Raw genomic sequence first — 25,351 nt, forward strand, 5'->3', positions numbered from 1 at the left:
AAATTTAGGCTAAAGCTTAACGTTTTGTGATATTAGGAACCGTATCTTCCGTTGCATTTTTCCGGATTGTTGGGCTAAATCGCAAATTGCCACCGCCTGGGGTCGCCTCTCAGGGCTAGTCTATAAAAACCCACATCCTGAAGGGTGGGGCTACACGCACGAAGCCTGCCTAAGCGCTATCGCGCAGGCTGCGCCAAACGCAGGCTAAGAAAGAAAACGGAATTCAGGCTATAAAAACCCACACCCTGAAGGGTGGGGCTACACAAACGAAGCCTGCCTTCGCAGGCTAAGGGTATTTCCACAAATAAATGCTATTGCATCCGATGCTTAAGCACCCCACAAGACTCGATTAGCCCGCGCAGGCGGGCTTTGTCCGTATGCCTCCGGGCTTTCCTTACGGAACGCTACGCGAACAGCCTGCGGGTTTTGTTAAAACAACCGGATTTGGTATCAGTTTCAGGCAGGCTGAAAATTGTACTATAATCAATAGTCTCAAATCCGGGAATTTTCCCGATCGCCCCCCGGTGGCCCTGTGTGATTTTGGCTTCTGGACACTCGCATCAAACACAGCCCAGTTGATCTAGCCAGTTCCCCAAGATTTGTGATAGTTTTGTTTTCTTCGATAGAGGTTCAGCCGTGACTCAGACCAACTTAGACTTCCTAGCAACCACCGATCCAGAGCTTACAGGTTACATCCAGCAAGAATTACAGCGCCAACGGGATGGCATCGAACTGATTGCCAGCGAAAACTTTACCTCCGCAGCGGTATTAGCTGCCCAAGGTTCCGTACTCACCAACAAATACGCCGAAGGATTGCCCGGTAAGCGTTATTATGGCGGGTGCGAATTTGTCGATAAAATTGAACAACTCGCCATCGATCGCGCCAAACAGCTCTTTGGGGCCGCCCATGCCAACGTGCAACCCCATTCCGGCGCACAGGCGAATTTTGCCGTCTTCCTGGCCCTGCTGCAACCGGGAGATACCATCATGGGGATGGACCTCTCTCATGGGGGACATTTAACCCACGGGTCTCCCGTGAACGTCTCCGGCAAATGGTTTAAAGTCGAACATTACGGCGTCAGTCGCGAAACCGAACGCCTCGATTATGACCAAATTCGCGACTTGGCGAAGCAACATCAGCCGAAGATGATTATTTGCGGCTATTCTGCCTATCCCAGAATCATTGATTTTGAGAAATTCCGGGCGATCGCCTATGAAGTAGGGGCCTATCTCATGGCGGATATTGCCCACATCGCCGGATTAGTCGCCACGGGACATCATCCCAATCCCCTCTCCCACTGCCACGTTGTCACCACCACCACCCACAAAACCCTACGCGGTCCTCGGGGTGGGTTAATCCTCACCAACGACGAGGAATTGGGCAAAAAATTCGATAAAGCCGTCTTCCCCGGTACTCAAGGCGGACCCTTAGAGCACGTCATCGCCGGAAAAGCCGTCGCCTTTGGAGAGGCCCTCAAACCTGAGTTTAAAGCCTATTCGGGCCAAGTAATTGCCAATGCGCAGGCAATGGCGGCGCAATTGCAAAGGCGAGGACTGAAACTGGTGAGCGATGGGACGGATAATCATTTGATGCTGGTGGACCTGCGATCGGTTGATATGACGGGTAAACTAGCCGATAAACTGGTGAGCGAAGTGCATATCACCGCGAACAAAAACACCGTTCCCTTTGATCCGCAATCGCCTTTTGTCACCAGTGGATTGCGCTTAGGGTCCCCTGCCATGACCACACGCGGCATGGGAACCCCGGAATTTACTGAGATTGCCAACATCATCAGCGATCGCCTCTTAAACCCCGAGGATGAGTCGGTAGCAGCCGACTGTCGCCAACGGGTGGCAAGTCTGTGCGATCGCTTCCCCCTCTATCCCCACTTGACTATTCCCGTTCCTGCCTTAGCGTAGAGCATAGCTCAGTTTGTAGTAACGACTTGCTGTCGTTGCCGCGTGACTTGGCTTTGCCATCTCAAGAGGACCCCACCCTAACCCTCCCCAAGACACAGGGGAGGGCTGTTTCATTCTCCTGAGTAGGGCGCATAGATAAATACCTGCTCACTCGCGAGACATTGACCACCCCGCCCCTGCGGGGCACCCCTCCACAGGAGGGGAATTTTGGGGCTTATTCCTTTCTGGTGGAGTAGGGCTGTTTGATTCTCAAGGGCCCAATTAATTTGGGGATTGTTCAATCGCTTTATCTGCCAGGGGATCCAGGCTTATTCCCCTCCTGTGGAGGGGTGCACCTTCGGGGCGGGGTGGAATTCCCCTCCTGTGGAGGGGTGCACCTTCGGGGCGGGGTGGAATTCCCCTCCTGTGGAGGAGTGCCCCGCAGGGACGGGGTGGAATTCCCCTCCTGTGGAGGGGTGCCCCGCAGGGGCGGGGTGGTCCTTAGTTCAAACTTAGGAAATAAAGCCGAAAACCCTTGTGCTGTAAAGCTTACGCGGGCAAAAAAATTTTAGAATGAAACAGCCCTCCCCAAGATACAAGGGAGGGGACCGGAGGTGGACTTCAGAATAATGACAAATGACCAATGACAAATGACAAATCCCCCAATCTTTAATAAAACCAGCAAATTCCCCCACCTTGCCGCCGATTCGCTCTAAGATAAAAGATTGCACCCATCAACGAAGCCCGATCAAGTTATGAGTAAGGGGACACTGTTCGATAAAGTTTGGAATTTACATACCGTCGGTACTCTAACCTCCGGACAAACCCAGTTGTTTATTGGACTGCACCTCATCCACGAAGTTACCAGTCCCCAAGCATTCGCCATGTTGCGCGAACGGGAACTGAAAGTGTTGTTTCCAGAACGGACTGTGGCAACGGTAGACCATATTGTACCAACTGAAAATCAAGCGCGTCCCTTTGCCGATGTCCTGGCAGAAGAGATGATTGTTGCGTTAGAGGACAATTGTAAGGCGCATAATATTCGCTTTTATAATGTGGGTTCAGGACGGCAGGGAATTGTCCATGTGATTGCACCGGAACAGGGACTCACCCAACCGGGAATGACGATCGCCTGTGGGGATTCGCACACCTCAACTCACGGCGCATTTGGGGCGATCGCCTTTGGGATTGGTACCAGTCAAGTGCGCGATGTCCTCGCTTCCCAAACTTTAGCTTTATCTAAGCTTAAAGTTCGGAAAATTGAAGTCAATGGCACTCTCAATCCGGGGGTTTATGCTAAAGATGTCGTCCTACACCTGATTCGTAAATTAGGGGTGAATGGCGGCGTGGGATATGCCTACGAATATGCCGGAACCACCTTTGAGCAAATGTCGATGGAAGAACGGATGACCGTTTGTAATATGGCCATTGAAGGCGGGGCCAGATGTGGATATATTAATCCGGATCAGGTCACGTTTGACTATCTCAAAGGTAGAGAATTTGCACCGAAAGGGGAAGATTGGGATCAGGCGGTGGAGTGGTGGACGAGTATCCGTAGCGATGCGGATGCCGAATATGATGAGGTGGTGGTCTTTGATGCGGCAGAGATTGCGCCGACGGTGACTTGGGGAATTACACCGGGACAAGGAATTGGCATCAATGAAACGATTCCAAAACCGGAGGAATTATCGGACAGCGATCGCGCGATCGCGCAAGAAGCGTATCGGTATATGAAGCTAAATCCAGGCGATCGCATTGCGGGAACTAAAGTAGATGTTTGCTTTGTGGGAAGCTGCACCAATGGGCGAATTAGTGACCTAAGAGAAGCAGCAAAATTCGCCAAAGGTCGTCAAGTTGCACCGGGAATTAAAGCCTTTATTGTCCCCGGGTCTGAGGATGTGAAAAAGCAAGCCGAAGCGGAAGGATTGGATAAAGTTTTCCTAGAAGCGGGCTTTGAATGGCGTGAATCGGGCTGTTCTATGTGTTTGGCGATGAATCCCGATAAGTTGCAAGGCAGTCAAATTAGTGCCTCTTCTTCTAATCGGAATTTTAAAGGTCGTCAAGGGTCTTCGGAAGGTCGCACTCTATTAATGAGTCCGGCAATGGTTGTTGCTGCTGCTATTAATGGGGTGGTTTCTGATGTTCGGGATTTATTGTAAGGGATAACGACTTAAGTCGTTACTACCCTCATCGGAGAAACCGCGAAATTATGCTAGTCGGGTTTAACCGACTTCAGCTATTGATTAGCTGGGGGTTTGATCCCAAATCCGGGTATCAAAAGTCGTTTTTATAGAGTAGCCTGCGCAGGCAGGCTTTGTCCCTATAGCCCCACCCTTGAGGGTGCGGGTTTTTATAGACTATCAAACCCGGATCCGGCATGAACCCCCAGCGGATGTGGCGATCCACAGCAAATTAAGGAGAAAAATATCGATGAGTAGTGAAGTAAAAATCATTGAGGGCCGGGGAATTCCGCTGGTGGGGAATGATATTGATACCGATCGCATTATTCCGGCACGGTTTTTGCGCTGTGTGACGTTTGATGGATTAGGAGAACAAGTTTTTAAGGACGATCGCGCCCAATCTAATGGCACTCATCCCTTTGACCAACCTCAATATCAAGGGGCAAAATTGTTGGTAGTTAATGCTAATTTTGGCTGTGGTTCCAGTCGGGAACACGCACCCCAGGCGATCGCCCGTTGGGGAATTAATGGCATTATTGGCGAAAGTTTTGCTGAGATTTTCTTTGGCAATTGTGTGGCGATGGGGGTTCCCTGTGTCACCGCTGACCCTGCCACAGTCCGAACGTTGCAAGAGGCGATCGCCGGTAATCCTAACCTGGAAATGGCCTTAGATTTAGAGGCGAGACAGGTGCATTTCCAAGGATTTAAGGCATCGGTTAATATGGCAGCAGGTCCCCACCAAATGCTAACCACGGGCACCTGGGATACCTGCGGACAATTGGTCGGTAATCGCGATGCCATCCGCACCACGGCTGCTCAATTGCCCTATCTCGCCTGGAAATAGCAATCAAAACCTTTGAATTTGGAACAGGGGGTAACCTACCCCCTCCAGGCTTTAATGTCTTTAGCGAGTTTAGCGATTAGGTAGGGATTGAAACCCTTACTCGATAATACAAGCCATGCTTAATATTCCCCATCTTATCAGTCAAGAACTCTCCGTTAATCTGGGGCAAGTCGAAAATGCCTTAGAATTGTTACAGGAAGGAGCAACGATTCCGTTTATTGCCCGATATCGGAAAGAACGCACAGGGTCATTAGACGAGGTTCAGTTACGCGATATTGCGGAACGTTTTGCTTATATTACGGAACTTGAAGACCGAAAAAAAGTAATTTTAGAAGCCATTTCCCAGGCGGGAAAACTCACGGACGAACTTAGGCTCAAAATCGAATCCTGTCAGCAAAAAACGGAACTCGAAGACCTCTATCTTCCCTATCGCGCCAAGCGTCGGACTCGCGCCACCGTTGCCCGCGAAAAAGGTTTAGAACCGTTAGCGGAGTGGATTGCGGCCCTCAATTTGAGTAAAGCAACGGCTAGTTTAGCAGCAGAAGCCGCCAAATATCTCTCCCCAGAACAAGGCATTGCCACGGTGGAAGAAGCGTTACAAGGCGCTTCGGATATTTTAGCAGAAGCAGTCTCGGAACGGGCCGAATCGCGGGCTTATTTACGGGATTATTTCTTACAGGATGGGCGCTTTGTTTCTAAAATTAAGGATGAACATCCCGAAGGGAGTACCAAATATGAAATGTATCGGGATTATCAGGCCAAAGTCAAGGAGATTGCGCCCCATAACCTGTTAGCTTTGTTTCGGGGAGAAAAGGAAGAGATTCTCACCCTGGATTTTGATTTTGATGAGTCTCAGGTGTTAGGATATTTAGAGTCGCAGGAGATTAAAACTAAGGTTCCAGAGATTAGAAGCTTTTATCGGGAGATGATAAAAGATGCTTTTAATCGATTGATGAAGAATTCTCTGACAACTGAGGTGCGATCGCTCAAAAAACTAGAAGCAGATCTCGCTTCCATTAGCACCTTTGAATCTAATTTACGGGAATTATTACTCTCTGCACCGGCGGGGATGAAACCGACGATCGCCATTGACCCGGGATTTAGAACCGGATGCAAAGTCACGGTTCTCGATGGCACTGGGCAGTTTTTAGAATATCACACCATTTTCCCCCACACCGGGGATAGGCAACGCCCAGAAGCTGCAAAAACCATTAAAACCCTCATTGCTAAATATCAAATCGAATTGATTGCCATTGGTAATGGCACCGCCGGACGAGAAACCGATGCTTTTATTGGAGAGGTAATTAAAACCTGTACTCCTCCACCCATTAAGGTGATGGTGAATGAATCTGGTGCTTCAATCTATTCTGCCAGTGATGTGGCGCGAGAGGAGTTTCCCGATTTAGATTTAACGGTCCGGGGTGCAATTAGTATTGGGAGACGGTTGCAAGACCCGTTGGCGGAATTGGTTAAAATTGACCCCAAATCTATTGGGGTGGGTCAATATCAACATGATGTTGACCAAAAGTTATTGCGGAAAAAATTAGAAGAAACGGTAGAAAGTTGCGTTAACTATGTTGGCGTAGACTTAAATACTGCCTCTAAGGAATTACTGACTTTTGTTTCAGGATTAACTCCAACCATTGCTAAAAATATTGTCGCCTATCGCAATGAAAATGGGGCGTTTAAAAATCGCCGTCAACTCCTCAAAGTGGCAAAATTAGGACCAAAAACTTATGAACAGGCGGCGGGATTTTTGCGAATTCGCGGCGGAGAGAATCCGTTAGATAATACGGCAGTGCATCCGGAGAGTTATCCGGTGGTGAAGGCGATCGCTGCCGATTTAAACGTCCCCTTAACCGACATTGCCAAAGCATCGGACCAATTAAAATCGGTGAAATTGGATAAATATGTCACCGATTTGGTAGGAATTCCCACCTTACGGGATATTATTGCCGAGTTAGAAAAACCGGGACGAGACCCCCGTGCTCAGTTTAAATCCGCAACTTTTAAAGAGGGAGTGAATGAACTGACGGATTTGCAACCGGGAATGGAACTCGAAGGTGTGGTAACCAATGTTGCCAACTTTGGCGCGTTTGTGGATATTGGGGTGCATCAAGATGGATTGGTGCATATTTCCCAACTCGCCGATCGCTTTGTGGATAATCCGAATCAAGTGGTGAAGGTGGGACAAGTGGTCAAAGTGCGTGTCCTTTCGGTAGATGAAAAGTTGAAGCGGATTAGTCTAACCATGCGATCGCAGCAGGAAAGACCGAATCCCAGCAGCGGAGTCAACCGCAGACCTCGTTAAACAGCGCGAAAGCAACCACAGCAAGTCGTTACTACCAACTGGGGAAAGGACTAAATTCCCCCGTTGGGAGTAACGACTTGCTGTGGTTATCCGGGTTCATACAGACCGAGATAGAACCACGGGCGGGATATAATAATTAGAGTGTAATCCTTGTCCAATCTTTCAAAAATACATTTGTAAAATCATGATTCAACAAAATTTTAAGGGAAACAATGAACCCCAGGAGTTAACAAAATGTCCCTCCGGTATTCGAGGTTTGGATGAAATAACCGGGGGTGGATTACCCCAGGGAAGACCGACGTTAGTTTGTGGGACAGCCGGTTGTGGAAAAACCTTGATGGCAATGCAGTTTTTAATCAAGGGGGTTGAGGACTATGATGAACCGGGTGTGTTTCTGTCCTTTGAAGAGACCGTGGAAGAATTAAGACAAAATGTTATCTCTCTGGGGTGGGATGTTAAAGCATTACAAGACCAAAAAAAATTAGGGATTGATTATGTGCATATCGATCGCAGCGAGTTTCAAGAAACTGGAGAATACAATTTAGAAGGATTATTTCTGCGACTGGCGATCGCCATTGATCGAGTCCAAGCCAAGCGCGTTGCTTTGGATACCTTAGAAGTGCTCTTTGGAGGATTGGACAACGAGGCGATCGTCCGGTCCGAACTGCGGCGGTTGTTTCGCTGGCTGAAAGATAAAGGGGTGACGGCGATTGTTACCGCCGAAAGTGGAGAACATTCCCTCACCCGTCAAGGATTAGAGGAATATGTTTCCGATTGTGTCATCCGTCTGCAACAGCAAGTTAGCGATCGCATTGCCACCCGGACTTTACATATTGTCAAATATCGCGGGTCTAAACATGGTAGTAATGAGTACCCCTTTTTAATTGAAAAAGACGGAATTTCTGTGGTTCCCATTACCTCCATCGGACTCAATCATCAAGTGTCTACGGAACGAATTTCAACGGGAATTGATCGCCTTGATGCCATGTTGGGAGGCCAGGGATTTTATCGGGGTAGTAGTGTTTTAATTAGTGGCACCGCCGGTACGGGAAAAAGCACAGTTGCGGCACATTTTGCCCAAGCAACTTGTAGCCGGGGAGAACGATGTTTGTACATTGCTTTTGAGGAATCTCCTAACCAAATTATTCGGAATATGCGATCGATTGGGTTAGACTTAGAAAGTTATGTTCAAGATGGTCTGCTCGTCTTCCAATCCGTCCGACCGACCCTGTACGGATTAGAAATGCACCTGGTCAAATTCTATCATGCGATCGAAACCTTAAAACCCCAGGTGGTGATTGTCGATCCCATTTCTAACCTACATTATGTGGGGAATGATATTGAGGTCAAATCCTTTTTAATGCGCCTGATCGACTTTCTGAAAACCCACATTATCACCAGTTTGATGACTAGCCTCACCATCAGCAGCAGTACATCCTTAGAACGCACAGATATAGGGGTTTCTTCATTAATGGATACCTGGCTGATGCTGCGGGATATGGAAACCAACGGCGAACGCAATCGATTACTTTACCTGCTCAAATCGCGCGGCATGGAACACTCCAATCAAGTCCGGGAATTTCGGCTGAGTTCATCTGGGGTAGAATTAATCAAAGCCTATCTTGGACCTGGAGGCGTCCTCACGGGTTCCGCGCGCGCGGTCCAGGAATCTCGTGAACAAGCAGACACATTACTGCGACAAAAAGAAATTGAAACAAAACAACGAAACATCGAACAGAAACGGGCAGTGATTGAAGCCAAAATCCAGGCCTTGAGAGCAGATTTTGAATTAGAAAAAGCTGAAATAGAACGGATGATCCATAAAGAAGAGTTGGAGGAAAAAATTCACCAACAAACTGAAATAAAAATGGGACAAATGAGGCGTTTTGATGAGAATAGTGACCTAGAGCGACTCTGAATTATTCCCGGAGGGGTGAAAGAGCGATTCCCCCTGCCATTAGTGGGCGTCACCATAGATTATCCCTCGTACAAACTGGGCTACAGCCTCCCATTCGAGTATTCCCCTGCAAAGTCTGGAAGGGCCCAGGGGCCCTCTTCCCCGGGTTCCCAAGAATTCGTATCAATGTTTAAACCTCTGCTATTTCTCTTTTAGGAGTAGCCCATGATATCAGTGACTCATTTAAGGAAAAGAACATGGAAAACAATCCGGAAAAAATCTCTAAACCCGAGGTCGATGTATTTGAAGAGTTTTTGTCCCGACCCCAGGAGGAAAAATATTTACTCCGTTTATTTATTGCCGGAAATACGCCTAACTCTAATCGGGCTTTCAACAAAATTAAAAATATTTGTGAAGAATATTTACAAGGCCGATATGAATTAGAAGTTATTGATATTTATGAACAGCCCGAACTGATGGAACAAGAACAAATTATTGCCATTCCGACCTTAGTCAAGAAACTACCACCACCGCTACAGAGGTTTATAGGGGATCTGGCTAATACGGAAAAGGTTCTGCTCGGGTTAGATATTAACTATTATCGCTCCAATTAACCGGGGCATAATGATGGAGAGTTAAAGGGGGTTTGATGCTTCACTGTACTCCTGTTGTTCAGCAGCCGCAAGAGAAGGAGCGCACGATGGTGTGCGCCCCAATTCTGGGGACTCCTCCCTCATCGGTGCTTAGAGCGGCGGTGCACCATTTCCCCGAGGGAGTCTCATCCCTTCTGTTGCTTGCCGGTATTCTTCCACACTATCGGAATAGTCGATCGGTAGCACGGATGCCACGTTTTCATGGGGACGCGGAATAATCACCCACGTTTCTAAGGTCGCCCCAAATGTATGCTCTACGGCATCGATTCCAGCCGCCATTGCCGTTTTGACTTCCGAGACATCCCCCCGAATCATCACGGTGAACCGGGCGCTACCCGCTCTAATATATCCCACTAAGGTGACGCGACCTGCTTTCACCATCGCGTCTGCTGCTGCTAAAATTCCGGGAAACCCCTTGGTTTCAAGTGCTCCAACTGCTTGCTGTGATGGCATCCTCTATTTCCTCAATCAAAACGGTAAAACTCCCAAACCCAATTTTACGCAGCTTGTTGACACATTTAGTCTTCAGATGCGGATTATTTTATAATTCTGGGGTCCTGGGTAGGGGTAGGAATCATCGCCACTGTTCCACTGCATCGGTGTAGGCGATCGACATGACATCGACCACATTTTCGGTGGGATTGGCAATAATATAATGGGTAACGACGACACCCCCAGGGGTATTCTCTCCGGCTGCAATTCCTGCCGCCATTGCCGTTTCCACCTCAGAAACAGGTCCGCGAATCACCACCATAAACTCGGCTCTTTCCGCTAAATCATAATGCACGAGGGTGACTCGGGCGGCTTTAACCATCGCATCAGCAGCGGCAAGCACAGCCGGAAACCCTAATGTTTGAATTACTCCAACAGCAGCAGGCATTCTCGCTCTGTCTCCTCGAACGATAAAAGGTATCCCTTAATTGTAGGGGGTTTTTAGCCCGTTTTTGCCTCTTAAGTGCCGATCGCCCGATGGGAGAATTAAGCCGAGGGTTTTAGCTGGCTTTGGGATTTTCAGAAAAAGTCAGCAAAAAGGCTAAATTTTCTTCGGCTTTTAAAGCATGAGGGGCGCTACCGGGCATGAATACAAATACACCGGGTTCTAGGATGATTTCTTTCCCCTCTAAGGTAAGGATGCCTCGCCCTTCAATCACATTTACTGTGGCATTGCGCGGGGCGGTATGCTCAGAAATATCGGTATGGGCAGCTAGGCAAAATAGGGTATATTGACAGGCTTTATCTTGCAAGACTACTTTGCTCAAAACCCCGGCTGTGGGATATTCAATCAGGGTTTTTAATTGGGTTGTAAACGAGGCGTTATTAGGGGCGATCGCAGTCATGGTTATCTTTACTCCTATTATTGTTACCGCCCCTTGAATTCAAGGGACTGTCCCTACATTTTATCAAGCAATCCCTGAACTTGGGCGGTTCCCTAAATCTTTATTGCGCGATCGCACAAAAAGTGACGTATCCTAATTCCTTTTGATAGTTGAGATAGGTGCGGCGCATTTCTAACACCCGTTCTCGTAAGGGCGGATTGCTTAAAATATTTTTGGCAATGCGGATGGTTCCCCCCAATCCTTCATCGCGAATCAGTTGTTTAAGGCTTAATAATTCCATCCCTCCGCTGTCGGTTTGCTGCACTTGTAACCCGGCTTCTGCATAAAGCTCTTGCCAATGGGTGAGGGAAAGGGGAGAGGAATTGACTCGAATCACTTGAGCTAAGACTTTATGAATTTCTTCTTCTTTGTCCCGAATCAGCATTTCTTGGGAGAGAAATTTGCCGCCCGGTTTGAGTTTCTGGCGAATAGATTTGACCAATTTGGTTTTCCCCGGGAGGGATTGCAGGGTTAAAATTGCTTCGGCTAGGACATAATCAAATTCTCCCGGGATTTCCTCTAAATGAAAAATATCCCCTTCGATGATTTCGATTTGAGATTCCAATCCAGCAGCGCGAATATTTTGGCGCGATCGCTCAACACTTTGGGGATTTTTTTCTACCCCAACTACCCGCACTCCAAACCGTTGAGCAATGGCGATCGCACTCTCCCCGAAACTGGAGGCTAACTCTAACACCGTTTCTCCCCCTTGAAAATTAGCCCAGTCCAATAATTGCTCAGTTGCCGCACGTCCTCCGGGTCGGAGAACCGTTTTTCCCGCAGCGGCTAAAATTTGATGTCCTGGGGCTGTTTTAAAATTTAAAGGGACTGTTGTCATGATATTAACTTCCTGATTTTTGATGCCAAAAAGGGGTGGAAATCCCTTAACTTTTTGTTAAAAATTCTACCTGGGGTAGTAGGGGGTCTTGAACCAGACCTACTCCTATAAACCCCCACCGATTCAGTATAGCACCGAGCTGAGAACCCGGTAGGGATTCGATCGCCACTCGGTCCTTGAGGTCCGGGGCATATTTATTCATATAGGTTAAGGCATCAAAGTTTTCACGAAACAGCAGCAAATATCCTGAATCTGCTGGTTTGTCGGGGTTATTTCCGCGATCGGGATGGGCTGCTATATAGCTACCGTCAATTTTGGATCGAATTAAATAATGAATTTGCGAGTACATAATTATCTAAAGTATTGGGAGTAAATGGGATAAAACGGGTGCATCCGGACCCTCATCCCCCAACCCCTTCTCCCATTTTGGGAGAAGGGGAGCTAGAAGTCCCTCTTCCAGGGCGAGAGGGATTTAGGGTGAGGGCATTTGCGTTTATTTGAGATTAGCCAACTTAATGCGCGGATCAATGGATTTTAGGAGCAAGTCCGCTAATAAGTTGCCGAGAATTAACATGACTGCCCCCATCATCAAACTGACCATGACTAGATAAATATCTTGACTTCTGACTGCATCTAAAATCAACCGTCCCAAACCGGGCCAGTTAAAGAAGAATTCCGCAATAAATGCCCCACTGAGTAAACTCGCAAATTCAAAGCCTAAAATTGTGATTAAAGGATTGATAGCATTTCTGAGGGCATGAACGTAGATGACGCGATTTTCCGGCAATCCTTTAGCACGAGCTGTTTGAATGTAGTCTTGACGAAGAACATCTAATAGCTCCCCCCGGGTAATCCGTTGCAACCCGGCAAAACTGGTAATTGAAAGGGCCAGGGTAGGTAAAATCATGTGCCAAGCAATATCAACAACTTTGCCGAAGGGGGTGAGTTCATTGTAATAAATACTGGTCATGCCTCCAACGGGAAAAAGGGGAGAAAGTCTTTGGGCTAAAAATAGGAATAACAAGGCAGTAATGAAGCTGGGAAACCCTTGTCCCATGTAACTGAGGGTGCGTAAGAATTTGTCCAGGGTGGTATTTTGTTGAACTGCACTGATAATCCCTAGAGGAATGGCGATCGCCCAAGTCAGGATTAAGGAAGAAAAGGACAAGAGCAGGGTATTGGGAATCCGTTCCCATAATAATTCGGTTACTGGGCGAAGATATTTGAAACTATAGCCAAAATCCCCTTGGGTGATAATTTGGGTCAGCCAGCGGAAATACTGCTCAACCGGAGGGCGATCGAGACCGAAGCGGGCAGTCAAAGCATCTAAGGTTTCCGGAGCAATTTGGGGATTTTGCCGCCAGGTATCTAAATAATCGCCTGGGGCAAGTTGAATAATTGAAAAACTCAGAGCCGAGGCTAGTAATAGGGTTAATAATGCCTGTAATAAGCGCTTAACCACATATAAAAAGGTTTCGCTGCTGAAGGCGTTAGTCAGGCTGTCTTTGGCCGAGTCTAGGCGATGGTGACCCGAGGGATTTTTAGTAGTAGCCATAGGTTTTATTTTTATGGGGTAACAACCTCTAGGATTGTTGGGTGGCTCATTCCGTAAAGGTTGGAGTTTTCAGGCGGTGAGGGAGTGCGCGAGAGACATTGGGGGAAGCAAGCCCGGGAAAGTTCTAATACTCTATTAAAGTCAAAATGGGGACATTGGGGAGTCTTTGTCGTCCCTTCAAATTCTGCAATTCAATTAAAAAGCAAAAGCCCACGAGTTCAGCTTGGGCGAGTTCTAAAAGTTGGACGGTAGCAACGGCAGTTCCCCCGGTGGCAATCAGGTCATCTACAATTAAGACCCGAGCACCGGGTTGGATGGCGTCCTGGTGCATGGAAAGGCGATCGCTGCCGTATTCCAACTCATACTCAATTTCGTGACAAGGGGCGGGTAATTTACCGGGTTTGCGAACGGGGATAAAGCCGATGCCGAGTTGATAAGCGAGGGGGACCCCAAACAGAAACCCGCGAGACTCCATGCCGACGATGCAATCCGGTTGGAGAGGGGCACATTTTTCCGTCATGGTATCCACCGCATACCGTAAACCGTGGGGGTCTCGCAGGAGGGTGGTAATATCCCGAAACAGAATGCCCGGTTTGGGAAAGTCGGAAATGTCACGAACCAGAGATTTTATATCCATAAAAGTAAAGTTTAGAAGATGAAAGAGTGCCGAGGATGTAAGTTCCGTCTTCAATCCGGGGACAAGAAACCGGGAGTCTGGACCCGATTGGTTACGAATGGGCAAAGAATTTGCACCAAAACCCGGGGGTCTGCCCTCTACTGTACCGATCGCCGAGAGGGGCGATGGCTACAATAAAACCGGCAAGGGTGCGATCGCGCTTTAAATCCTACCATTACCCAGGGAGACTCAGCCCGGGGTTGATCATCGCGATCGCCTTTCTTCAAAGGACATCTATCCCCAAACCGGGTAAAACCCGGGATCTTTTTTGGGGGAAGGCGCGGGATTGGTAGAATAAAACATTTGGGCGTTCCCTGGTGGCGGTTGCTCCTACCAGAAAGGTGAGGCAACAGGATCGTTTGGATCGCTAGATCAAAGCTCAACTCTTTAGGTCAATACTAAAATCAAAGTTAGAGAAAGAAACCTTGCGGTCAATTGCACTCAAGTCAGTCATCGATCAAGGCGAATTACAATGAATGCTCCGGTAAGCGTAATGCAAACAACCCATCCACCCGAAACGACGACTCCCATAATTTTAGAGCATCTGCCGGAACCCCCGGGATTTTCCGGGCGGGGATGCCCCAGACGCGCGCGGTTGCAAATTGACTTGCTGCTGTTGGCGATCGAAGCCTTGGATCTGAATGCAGCTCAATCGATTTTAGCCATCGCCAAAGAAGAGCAACTGCAAGATATCATTAAAAATCGGGTCTTCCTCTGGCTGCTGCGAAGCACAAATCCCCTGCGGCGCTATAGTCAACGTCGCCCCCTGAGTTTAGAGGAAGCCAAGGCGTTGGTGGCGATCGCTTGTAAGTTAGCGCGGAGGATGACCGTCACGATTCGGCAGTTACTCACGGACTATCAGCAATTGCAACACAAACAAATTCCCCTGGAGCATCATTTGCGATTATCTCATTACCTAGAGCGCTTCCGGGCGCATTTCCGGAGTCGGATGAATCCGCGCCGTGCGGGGGTGGCGATTTATAATACCAATGAAAAGTTAAATGACCTGGCAATGGAACTGCTGGGGGAATTATTATTTTGTACCGGAACAGCAGGGATGCAACGGTTGTGGTTCAGTTTGTTTGATGGGGAGGTTGAATGAGTATTCAACGTCAATATAGTTTGCCAACTTGCAAGCTGGTGTTAGAGGGTTTAACCGACGACAATCCCTCGGGCGATCGCCAGGATGGAGCCAGACCTCTGATGTCGATTTTGGTCAGTGCTGAGTGCTATTTACCCCCCCGGAAGGAACCCATTGCTGGGGGACAGGAGTTCTTTCAAAGTTTAGTGAATGCCGTCAGCCACTACGCCCAAGAATTTTTGAGTGGGGTCAAGCGGTTCTCGTTCTATACCCTTCCGGTGGAACGCCGAGAGGGGGTATCAACGCCGGTACAGTTGCAAAAAATTAATCCCAATTTGCATCGCTTGATTGTCCACCCCCAGGAGTCTTACAACAGTGCTCCCATTGAGATTGATTTGAGTTCGGTGCAATTGTTTGATTTAGTGGAGGCGGTGGATCAATTCTGCGCGGATAGCCAGACTCTACCCCAGATCCACGGCAATTTACGCTCTGTGAGCAAACAAGAAGCCAAGGTTCACGAACCTGTCGCCAAACGAGCGTTACCGGCAACCGTAGGACTGTCGAGTTTAGCGATCGCGGCCCTCGCCTTTTTCTTTATGCCGATTCCGGAATATCAACGTCCCCTCGAACCCGTCCCGGAAGAGAGCTCCGAGGAGTCGCGCCAGGGAACGGCAGCGATCGCCAGTGGCAATGGTCCAGGCAGCCCTCCTGCGGGTTCCCACCCAGGTCCCGCCCCCTTCGGCACAACCCTGGTGAGCAATCGCCAGATTACTGATGTCAGTGAATTGCAGCGTCTCGAACGGCAGGTTTATGAACAGATTAATCGCGCCTGGAGAACCACTCCAACTTTTAATCAGGAGTTAGTCTATCAAGTCACCGCAGGAACTGATGGGGCGATTCTGGGATATAAACCCGAAAACCAAGCGGCACAGGATTATCAAGATGAAACCCCCCTGTTAGATTTGGTCTACATCCCCGTTGATGGGGGCACGGCAACGGCAGAAGAGGTGGCTGTCTTTAGAGTGGTGTTTGAACCCCCAAACCTACTCCAGGTGAGTCCTTGGTCAAGCGCTCAATCCGAAGTCAGCGAGGGTTCCGAAGTCCCGGAAGTCACTCCGGTAGCGGATATTCAAGATCCGGTCGTCCTAGAATCGTTACAACAGCAGATTTACGAGACGATGGACCGAGCCTGGACCCAAAATCCCGACTTTGAACGGGACCTGATCTATCGGATTTGGGTGAATTCAGAAGGGGCGATCGTAGACTACGAAGCAACGGATTCCCTGGCAAAGACTGCTCTGAATCAAACCCCCCTACAGGATTTACATCAACCCTCCGCCGATTATGTCCGCAACACCACCGGCAGCGATTCCTCTTTGGCTGAATTCCGAGTGGTTTTTACTGCCGGTGGCATTTTGCAGGTTAGCCCCTGGAAGGGTTTTCGGTAGGCGGGGTCCGGGGCAACCCTCGCCCCACCTCCTTGCTCCTCCTGGATTCTCGCTCACGGATAGGCCGCTTCAGTCCGGTCCTAACACCTTTACCTGAACGGGTTCTAGCCTTCCATACCCTCGGGAATTTTACCCCCAGGTTCCCCGGAGTGATCCAGCTACGGAGTCAGTCCTATCGCCAACAGAAGCAGACAGGGATAGGACTTGGGCTGCTTCTAGATCTATAGCTATAGAAGATAAAAGGGAACGCCACCTGATGATTTCAAGCCCGAGTTTCGGCAGACAACCCCGGTTGTTAGGTGGGTGGGGTCAGTCTGGACTCGGGCAAGGGCCAACTCCCAATTGCCAAGGGAGGGCGATCGCTGCTAAATGTAATTTGTTAACTCGCAATAGTCCGTTGCAATCCACTCCAAAGCCTTCAATTCTGATAAGTCCCCCCTTAACCACCTACCACTGAGCGCTGACGCACCATGAAAGTTGTCTTCTTCGGTACTCCCCATTTTGCTGTTCCCACCTTGCAAATTCTGTTAGCCACTCCCGAGGTTGACGTATTAGCTGTGGTGACTCAGCCAGATAGACGTCGCAGTCGCGGCAGCCACTTGGACCCCTCCCCGGTCAAAAGTTTAGCCTTAGCTCATAATCTCCCCGTCTGGCAGCCCCAACGAGTCAAAAAAGATGCCGAGACTCTGGCTTTTCTGAGACAAACTCAGGCAGATTTATTCGTGGTGGTGGCTTATGGACAGATTTTATCTCAGGAAATTTTGGATATGCCCGCCCTGGGTTGTGTGAATGTCCATGCCTCTCTCTTACCTAAATACCGAGGGGCGGCTCCGATTCAATGGTCTCTGTACAATGGGGACGCGGAAACTGGCGTCACGACGATGCAAATGGAGGCAGGATTGGACACCGGGCCGATGCTGCTCAAGGCTGCTGTGCCGATCGAACTTTTAGACAATGCCGATCGCTTGGCTCGTACGCTCTCTACAGTAGGGGCTGAGTTGTTGCTGGAAACGCTGGTGAAGTTAGGCCGTCAGCAAATTCAACCCGTCCCCCAAAATGACGCGGATTCGACTTATGCACCGTTAATTCAGAAAGAGGATTATGTGCTGGATTGGTCCCGCAGTGCGATCGCCCTCCATAACCAAATTCGCGGCTTTTTTCCGAACTGCATGGCTCAGTTTCGCGGCGAGGACCTCAAAATTATCGCCACTGCACCTGTGGGCGATCGCTACTGGGAACATCTTCCCCCATCGTTTACCGTTCTCGAACATAATTGGCCTGCCCTAATTCCTGGAGAGGGAAAACCCGGTGAAATTGTCAGTATTGCCAAACATATCGGGCCGATTATTCAAACCGGAGACGGTTTTTTACTCTTACAACAAGTCCAGGTTTCGGGTAAACGCGCTCAATCCGGTTGGGATTTTGCAAATGGGATGCATTTACTCAAGGGCGAAATGTTGGGTAACGGCAATGCCTGAGTGCGGATAGACACGCGATCGATGCCTAACTAGGAAGCGATCGCGTCTCTGGGAATTCGGATTCGCTTAAGGGTTCAAAAAAGCGGCATCCTGCACAGGGTCCTTCTGGATTGACGGCACAGCGAATCAGTTCGGATTTAGCGTTGAAGCGGCAACTGGCCTCTCCAATCACCCAACGACCCTCTACAAGGCTTTTTTCAATCGGTCGCTGCGCTGACTGAACGTACAAAGCAATATTTTGCAAGCGATAACGACCGGATTTCAGTTGATATCGATGGCGCCGTTCTAGAACTGCGTAAGTTTTTCCTTCCAGATCCAGATAGTGACCCGGTTGCGGATTCCAATCTAAATGCACTTTCCCCAAGGATTGCGAGGGTTTGGTCAATATCACCTCTGTGGGTAAAGAATCGGGTTCCATGATTCCTCTGTGATGTTCTTTACCTTTTTACGTTACCTTACACCGCCTCTGGATGCCGATACTCCTCCAGATCCCTTTAGCTTTGATTCGCCTGAGACTCCACCGGGCGATCGCCGGTTATCCCCCAGTTCGGAAACGCCCTCTTTTCAGGTTAACCCCTGTCAAGCGGGCTTGATCCGGTGCGCTTCCACGCCGAACCGCCTATGGGTTTTCCTAAATTTCACCTTTTTGTAGATTTTCACCAATCCGTTTAACCCCCCTAAAATTCGATATAATTTAAACGAGAAAAGCTGTCAAAATTTTTTAATTTCTCAATCTATAACATCAAGTCGGCAGCTAGAAACAAAGCAGCGCCATCACAGCGCCTTGCAGAAACACTCGAAAGCCAAGCATAAAAAATCACAATTCGCCAGACTTAAACGGGAGAAATTGATATGTTTTTAGAACAAAAATCCACGGGAAATTTGATTGAAATCGTCAAAACAGAGGATTTGTCGGACCCCAGTTGTACTGAAGTTGAGGGACGCTCTCATGCGGGAGAAGAAATGCAAGAGGTGGAGGCTTTTGCGAAAGAAGATTTGAAATTCCCCTCGGGGGAAACCCTACCCACCTGCTGGCTCGATCCGAACTATCGGGCTTCTGCGCCAGCGGCGTCATCGTCCGCAGGATAAAGCAAAAACGACCCTGTAGGCTATAGGAACGGGGGGTACTGGGGTATCCCCATCGCTGAAACGACGCTGCTCATTCCATGACGCGATCGCTCGGTTTTTTTCCCTCGATTTCACCGGGCGATCGCGGCGTGAGGGGTAAACTCATGATAAACTCTGTCCCCTCTCCTGGAGTAGAAATACAGCGCAGTTTTCCCCCATGTTTTTCTACCACAATGGAGTAGGCAATTGATAGTCCTAAACCCGTCCCTTTTCCGACGGGTTTGGTTGTAAAAAAGGGGTCGAAAATTTTCAACCGCACCTGTTCACTGATGCCCGGACCATTATCTGCAATCCGAACCTGTACCCAATCGCGATCGCTCACTTCGGTGCGCAGAATAATTCTCGGTAAGCGGGTTTTCCCCCGGTGTAAATCCGATAGCATGACATCCGCAGCAGTTCCCGAAGAGCTAGAATAAGCCGGACCTTCCTCGTTACTTTCCTCAACGAATCCCTCACACCCATCCATCGCATCGATCGCATTATTTAAAATATTCATCACCACCTGATTCACTTGGGAGGCATAACAGGTAATTTTGGGGAGGTTGCCATATTCCTTGATTACCTCAATTGCGGGATGCCCATTTTTACTCGTCAGACGAGACTGCAAAATTAACAAGGTAGAATCAATCCCCTCATGAAGATCCACCTCTTTCATCGCTGATTCATCCAAGCGCGAGAAATTTCGCAATCCCAGAACAATCTGACGAATGCGATCGGCCCCGGTTTTCAGGGAAGAAAGCAACCTCGGTAAATCTTCCAGTAAAAACTCCAAATCCATGTCCTTGATAGCCGCTTGAATTTCCGGTTTTGAATCGGGATAATGCTGCTGATAAAGAGAGACTAAGTTAAACAAATCATCCAGATACTCTTCGGCATGATTAATATTGCCATAGATAAAACTCACGGGGTTATTAATTTCATGAGCAATTCCCGCGACCATTTGGCCGAGACTGGACATTTTTTCAGTTTGAATCAGTTGGGCTTGGGTCTGTTTGAGGGTTTCTAGGGTTTGCGACAAGCGGAGATTTTTTTCATTTAAGGCATCATTGGCCTGATTTAAAGCCTGCGTGCGCTCTTGGACTTTTGCTTCGAGGTTGGCATAAAGCAGGGCATTTTCTAAGGCGATCGCTGCTTGGGAGGAGAGAATTTTCAAAATCTCTAGGCGGTCTTTGGTAAAGGCTCCCCGGGTTAAATTATTTTCTAAATAGAGGAAGCCTAAGGTTTTTCCCCCATTCACAATGGGAGTACATAACAAGGACTTTAACTGATGAGCCATTACATAAGGCTCTTTTGTAAAGGCCCCTTCACAAGCCGCATCACTTAAGACTAAATTAGAGCCTGTTCGAGCTACATATTTAACGATCGCCACGGGTAAATCGGAGCAGGTTTCAATATCAATGGATTGCTCAACCGTCACTGCATCAGCATCGGTAGAAGCGGAGGCAGATATTAACAGTTTACCGTCAACATCTAAAATTAAAAAAGCTTTTTCGGCCCCAGCATTCTCGATGGCCGTTTTCATCAGGGTCGCCAGCAATTTATCCAGGACGATTTCACTGGCGATCGCTTGTGAGGCTTTCAGGACTGTGGTCAAATCTAGGCGATCGCTACTCTCCCGAGAGACTGAAACTACCTCGGGGCTTGGTTTTTGTCCCTTTGTGGGATGAAATTGCTCCGGGGCAACGGGGAACAAGTGGGAATAGGTAGACTCCAACTGCTGCACTTTTGCTATTGCCCCCCATTTTTTATACCCCTCCCGCGCTTCCTGCATATAGGCTTTAGCCTGGGTGAGTTTTCCTAATCCTAAATAAAATTTAGCCGCCAGTTCGTTGGCGAGGGCGGCTTCTTGCACATACTCCTGTTCTGTAGCCAGTTGGATGGCTTGATCGTACCCGTCCATCGCCTGCAATTTGTGGCCGAAAACGCGGTCTTTCTCGGCCTGAACGAGATAACATTTATGTAGATAATTCATGGGGGCATGAGCGGCCCATTTTTTCAGTCTCTTGTGGTTCGTGGCGACTTTTTTGAGGAGAATTTGGCGGTCTGGCTCCTTGGCGCGATCGCACAGGGCCATTCGCGTGAGAGAATCATACCAATAAAACAGCCCCACTACCGGCAAGGCGATCGCCCCGTCTAAATAGTTCTGAGCTTGTTCAGCATTCACCAGGGCTTCGGCGTAATTTTCAAACCAATAACACAGCATTAATTGATTCACAAAATAATCGTGCAGTCCGTTGCGGTCATTGGCTGTAATCATCAAGGAAAGCGCTTGTTCCCGATTATAGGCTTCTCCTACTAACTGATACGGATTCTCACTTCTTCCCAACAAATTCAGCACCGCTTGCCGATATATTTCATTCCATTGCATCACGGTCATCTGTTGCCATTGGCTCAGGGAATAGCTCAAGGACGCCATTTCCCGTTCTACCTCATGGAGTTCTTTTCCAGAAAAGTATAAGTTTTGACATCGGTTTTTGGCGGCATAAGAAGCCCATTCTAAATCCCCATTTTCAATCCCGCTTCGTTCGGCTTTCTGTAACGGAATCAAGGTTTCTTTGAGATGCCGGGTCCAAGGGTTGATTAGCCCTTCTACCATCGTTAAAATTTTGGCATTGGCTTGACCGGCACCGAACTGAGATAACAGGTTTAAGGCTAATTGTCCAAATTTATACCCCAGTTCAATTTCCCAAAATACGCCAGATAAAATCACACCATAGGTGGCATAAGCAAAGGCGGACCACGGTGAATTGCCCGATTGAATGGATAAGTTCACCTGTTCAAATACAATCAGAGGCAGTAAGGAAGGGGCGGCTTGATAAGCTGCGGATACCAAGCTAGAGAGAATTCTCATAGCGGCGAGTTTCTCGGGTTCCATCATGACTGGCAATGCCAGTAAGTCCGTTGGGTCTTTGTCCCCCATTGCCGCTTGGTTTTTTTCCCGTTGCCGTTGGATATCGGCCCGGGTGGGATGAGCTATTAAATCAATCCCCAGTTGTTGGGCAATTTTTACGCCAATTTGTAGGGCTTCTAGTTGTTGGGCCTGGGCCATATAAGATTGAATCGTGAATTCATAAATTTTGATGGCATCCAGTAGGGTTTTACTGGCTTGAATGACGGGATTAGCTAAGGTGGTCATTTGCTGGAAGTCACCACATAAATAGGCGGCTTCTGTGGCTTCTTGATAGAGGGCTAAGGTTAAGTCATAGTGGGTTTGCCAGCCATCTTTACCTAAGAATTGAATGCCTTGATTCAGATAGTTGAGAGCTGTTTCGTAGGCAGCCGATCGCTTGGCTTTTTGTCCGGCGCTGAGGTTTAATTGAGCAATTTTTTCTAGCTCTCCGGGAAACTCACTCGGTGAGATTCCTTTATTGAGTTGATTGACGATATCAAACAGGATCTCATCTTCTCGGCGATCGCTCTTAGTCTGGTTGAGCCAGTATTGTCCGATGCTCCAATGCACCGCAGACTTGGCGGAATCGGAAATTAGAGAGTAGGCGGCAGCATGAATGCGATCGTGGACAAATTTATAGTGTGCGCTCAGGGAATCCAGATTTGCTTCCTCATGACTCCCGGCTTTCCACTCCGCGATCGCTACGGACCAATCTGCACTCTCCGTTGCCGGTACCACAAACCCTTGGGTAACCCCTGCACGCAGATTCGCCGCCGTTTCTTTCACGGACTGGTTTGAAATAGCCGCCAAAGTTTGCAGATCGAAGCCTTTACCAATACAAGCTGCCAGCTTGAGTACGGATTGCTCTCGTTCCCCGAGTTTACGGATTTTTCCCGCCAGCAGTTGCACGACATTATCCGTAATCCCTCGTTTTTTAATTTTCTCAATCGACCATTGCCACGCCAAACTTTTATTATCAAATTCAATTAATCCATCATCATAAAGCGCTGTCAAAAACTCTTGAATAAAAAAGGGATTTCCTCCGGTTTTATCCACCACTAATGCCGCCAAGGGTCCGGCTTGTCGTAAGGAACATTGAAAGCTATCGGCTACTAGCTGATTGATACTGGCTAATTTTAAAGGTTCTAATTCTATGCGATTGACAATTCCGCCAGTCTTTTCAATTTGGGTCAGTAGTTCAAGCACGGGTGTTTCTGTATCTTTGAAGGATACAGAAGATTCTACTTGCCGATAAGATAGAATTAAAAAAAGTCCCGGATCGGCTAGAGTCATCAGCCGTTCAATCAGCCGCAAAGACCCGGCATCCGCCCACTGAATATCGTCTAAAAATAGGGTCAGGGGATGATGGGGATTTGCGAAAACTTTGAGCAAGTTTTTAAAGGTTAGATGAAAGCGAGTTTCTGCTTCCCCTGGGGGTAAATGGGTGATGGGGGGTTGCTGGCCCAAAATCAGCCCCATTTCAGGAATTACATCCACAATTACCTGTCCATTGTTTCCGAGGGCTATTCTCAGTTGTTCTTGCCAGCGGTTGAGGCGATCGTCCGGTTCCATGAGCAGGTGACCTACTAATTCCTCAAAGGCTCTAATCCAGCCCATATAGGGAATATCCTGCTCATTTTTGTCAAATTTTCCCGAAATAAAGTAGCCATTTCTTTTGGCGATGGGAGCTTCGAGTTGCTGCACTAAGGAGGTTTTCCCGATGCCGCTTTCCCCGACCACGAGCATCACTTCTCGTTGGGAAGTCAGGGTGCGCTCAAAGGCAGACCATAAGGTTTTAATTTGACTTTGCCGTCCATAAAATTTAGGGGAAATGTTAAATTTTCTGCAAATATCATTTTCCCCTAAAATAAAATCTTCAATTTCTCCGGTTGCCTCTAATTGCATCAAGCAGATGACTAAATCGGCTTGTATTCCCCAGGCACTTTGATAGCGGTCTTCTGCGGTTTTAGAGAGCAATTTCATCACGAGGTCGGAAACGACTTTCGGAATGGAGGGGTCGATTTGATGGGGGGGAATCGGCTGTTTTGCCAGATGAGAATGGACCAGTTCCATCGGGTCGGGACTGGTAAAGGGAAGTTGGTTGAGCAGGAGTTCGTAGAGGGTGACGCCTAGGGAATAAAAGTCGGTCCGATAATCCAGGGTACGGTTCATCCTGCCGGTTTGTTCCGGGGACATATAGGCGAGAGTTCCTTCTAAGGGTTTGGGATTTTTTAAGGGGGAATTTTCTTGGGAAACAATGGTGGCAATACTAAATCCAATGAGCTTTACTTCTTCGGTTTCGGGGTTGAAGAGGATATGCTCGGGATTGATATCTTTGTGAATGATGTTGGCGCTATGTATGGAACCCAGGACTTCAGCAATTTGAATGGCAAGGTTTAAAAATTCTGCCTGGGTCAAGGTACGATTTTTGGTGAATTGTTTTAAGGATTCTCCACCAAAGTCTTCTAAGATTAAGGCGATCGCCTGGTTATACTTATGTAGGCCATAAGTCTGCACCACGCCGTCTAAATTGAGCCGATAAATTTCATACTCTTGTTTGTATCGGCTGAAATCTGCTGCACTGGCTCCCTCGGAATGCAACATTTTCACGATCGCCGGTAAGTTATCCCGCGATCGAATGGTGCGATAGACGCTTGACCGAGAGTTTTTGCTCAGTTGGTCAATGATTCTAAAACCGTTGAGGGCTTGGGTCGGTATTTGGCTTTCTATCATAGGTCCAGTGGGTAGATTGGTCCAGTCAGAATAGGGAAAAGTTAAAATACCCCCAGAACGGTTCAAATCAGTCTTCTCGGGGTGGGTTCCAACGGGTTTTAGGATGGCGATCGCCCAGGGAAGCACGATACTGTTACAAACCTGGCTTGCCTTTGTTTTCTCAGTTTAACTTAAGCCTTTGTACTTGTCTGTAAAAAAAATCAAGAAATCTCCACTGAATCCATCGCAACTGATAGGGAAATCCCTTCCCCAATGAGTTAACCTCCTGATTTATCCTTCTTCTCTCACTGAATCCCCCCTGAGCAATCTTCGATTTGTATCTAATTCTTTTAAAATTAAGACATAATTTAGCGGCCTTTTTCCC

At 48.2% G+C, this 25,351-nt stretch carries 19 protein-coding genes; 10 read left to right on the forward strand and 9 right to left on the reverse strand.

The genetic code is table 11. From position 1 onward, the window contains the following. Positions 1 to 636 precede the first annotated feature (636 nt). From glyA to NG792_RS03080, 6 genes are all read left to right on the forward strand, one after another. Positions 637 to 1,920, forward strand: coding sequence for a serine hydroxymethyltransferase (gene glyA / locus NG792_RS03055; protein WP_261234462.1), 1,284 nt, complete (start codon positions 637 to 639; stop codon positions 1,918 to 1,920). Positions 1,921 to 2,654: 734 nt separating this feature from the next. Then, complete coding sequence (gene leuC, locus NG792_RS03060; protein WP_261201087.1) at positions 2,655 to 4,058, forward strand: 3-isopropylmalate dehydratase large subunit; 1,404 nt, start codon at positions 2,655 to 2,657, stop codon at positions 4,056 to 4,058. Between the two features lie 271 nt (positions 4,059 to 4,329). Then, positions 4,330 to 4,923: a 3-isopropylmalate dehydratase small subunit gene (leuD, locus tag NG792_RS03065; RefSeq protein ID WP_261201088.1), complete on the forward strand. Its 594-nt coding sequence runs from the start codon at positions 4,330 to 4,332 to the stop codon at positions 4,921 to 4,923. Between the two features lie 115 nt (positions 4,924 to 5,038). Further along, complete coding sequence (locus tag NG792_RS03070; protein WP_261234463.1) at positions 5,039 to 7,234, forward strand: Tex family protein; 2,196 nt, start codon at positions 5,039 to 5,041, stop codon at positions 7,232 to 7,234. A 184-nt stretch (positions 7,235 to 7,418) separates the two neighbouring features. Continuing rightward, positions 7,419 to 9,152, forward strand: a complete 1,734-nt coding sequence (gene kaiC / locus NG792_RS03075) for a circadian clock protein KaiC (RefSeq protein ID WP_261201090.1) — start codon at positions 7,419 to 7,421, stop codon at positions 9,150 to 9,152. 236 nt (positions 9,153 to 9,388) lie between these two features. Next, entirely contained in the window at positions 9,389 to 9,745 is a 357-nt protein-coding gene (locus NG792_RS03080) for a circadian clock KaiB family protein (RefSeq protein ID WP_261201091.1), read from the forward strand. Positions 9,746 to 9,874: 129 nt separating this feature from the next. Here the strand turns inward: NG792_RS03080 and NG792_RS03085 are convergent, their stop codons facing one another. From NG792_RS03085 to NG792_RS03115, 7 genes are all read right to left on the reverse strand, one after another. Further along, positions 9,875 to 10,237: a carbon dioxide-concentrating mechanism protein CcmK gene (locus tag NG792_RS03085; RefSeq protein ID WP_261201092.1), complete on the reverse strand. Its 363-nt coding sequence runs from the start codon at positions 10,235 to 10,237 to the stop codon at positions 9,875 to 9,877. Positions 10,238 to 10,358: 121 nt separating this feature from the next. Then, positions 10,359 to 10,664 carry a BMC domain-containing protein gene (locus NG792_RS03090; RefSeq protein ID WP_261201093.1) on the reverse strand — a complete coding sequence of 102 codons (306 nt, stop codon included), beginning with the start codon at positions 10,662 to 10,664 and terminating at the stop codon, positions 10,359 to 10,361. A gap of 112 nt (positions 10,665 to 10,776) precedes the next feature. After that, positions 10,777 to 11,121 (reverse strand): cupin domain-containing protein, encoded by a 345-nt coding sequence (locus NG792_RS03095; RefSeq protein ID WP_261234464.1) that lies wholly within the window; start codon positions 11,119 to 11,121, stop codon positions 10,777 to 10,779. A 100-nt stretch (positions 11,122 to 11,221) separates the two neighbouring features. Beyond that, positions 11,222 to 11,998: an SAM-dependent methyltransferase gene (locus tag NG792_RS03100; RefSeq protein ID WP_261234465.1), complete on the reverse strand. Its 777-nt coding sequence runs from the start codon at positions 11,996 to 11,998 to the stop codon at positions 11,222 to 11,224. 46 nt (positions 11,999 to 12,044) lie between these two features. Further along, positions 12,045 to 12,347, reverse strand: coding sequence for a hypothetical protein (locus NG792_RS03105; protein ID WP_261201096.1), 303 nt, complete (start codon positions 12,345 to 12,347; stop codon positions 12,045 to 12,047). Positions 12,348 to 12,491: 144 nt separating this feature from the next. Further along, the gene (locus tag NG792_RS03110) at positions 12,492 to 13,553 is read right to left on the reverse strand and encodes an ABC transporter permease (protein ID WP_261234467.1); all 1,062 of its coding nucleotides are present in this window, start codon (positions 13,551 to 13,553) and stop codon (positions 12,492 to 12,494) included. Positions 13,554 to 13,677: 124 nt separating this feature from the next. After that, complete coding sequence (locus tag NG792_RS03115) at positions 13,678 to 14,190, reverse strand: adenine phosphoribosyltransferase (RefSeq protein WP_261234469.1); 513 nt, start codon at positions 14,188 to 14,190, stop codon at positions 13,678 to 13,680. A 532-nt stretch (positions 14,191 to 14,722) separates the two neighbouring features. Between NG792_RS03115 and NG792_RS03120 the strand changes: the two genes are divergently transcribed. The 3 genes from NG792_RS03120 to fmt all read left to right on the forward strand — a co-directional run bounded on the left by NG792_RS03120 (position 14,723) and on the right by fmt (position 18,236). Continuing rightward, positions 14,723 to 15,331 carry a DUF3038 domain-containing protein gene (locus tag NG792_RS03120; RefSeq protein WP_317619489.1) on the forward strand — a complete coding sequence of 203 codons (609 nt, stop codon included), beginning with the start codon at positions 14,723 to 14,725 and terminating at the stop codon, positions 15,329 to 15,331. Further along, positions 15,328 to 16,758: a DUF4335 domain-containing protein gene (locus NG792_RS03125; RefSeq protein ID WP_261234472.1), complete on the forward strand. Its 1,431-nt coding sequence runs from the start codon at positions 15,328 to 15,330 to the stop codon at positions 16,756 to 16,758. The genes NG792_RS03120 and NG792_RS03125 overlap by 4 nt, the downstream gene beginning before the upstream one ends. 470 nt (positions 16,759 to 17,228) lie before the next feature. Next, entirely contained in the window at positions 17,229 to 18,236 is a 1,008-nt protein-coding gene (fmt, locus tag NG792_RS03130; protein WP_261201102.1) for a methionyl-tRNA formyltransferase, read from the forward strand. A gap of 25 nt (positions 18,237 to 18,261) precedes the next feature. On the opposite strand, the gene NG792_RS03135 is transcribed toward fmt, so the two are convergent. After that, entirely contained in the window at positions 18,262 to 18,654 is a 393-nt protein-coding gene (locus NG792_RS03135; protein ID WP_261234473.1) for a DUF6464 family protein, read from the reverse strand. Between the two features lie 434 nt (positions 18,655 to 19,088). Between NG792_RS03135 and NG792_RS03140 the strand changes: the two genes are divergently transcribed. Beyond that, positions 19,089 to 19,325, forward strand: coding sequence for an acetyltransferase (locus NG792_RS03140; protein ID WP_261201104.1), 237 nt, complete (start codon positions 19,089 to 19,091; stop codon positions 19,323 to 19,325). A 70-nt stretch (positions 19,326 to 19,395) separates the two neighbouring features. Here NG792_RS03140 and NG792_RS03145 read toward each other — a convergent pair whose 3' ends face one another. Further along, positions 19,396 to 25,113, reverse strand: a complete 5,718-nt coding sequence (locus tag NG792_RS03145) for a trifunctional serine/threonine-protein kinase/ATP-binding protein/sensor histidine kinase (protein WP_261234474.1) — start codon at positions 25,111 to 25,113, stop codon at positions 19,396 to 19,398. Positions 25,114 to 25,351 lie beyond the last annotated feature (238 nt).

The sequence above is a fragment of the Laspinema olomoucense D3b genome, assembly GCF_025370785.1.
Taxonomy (GTDB): Bacteria; Cyanobacteriota; Cyanobacteriia; order Cyanobacteriales; family Laspinemataceae; genus Laspinema; species Laspinema olomoucense.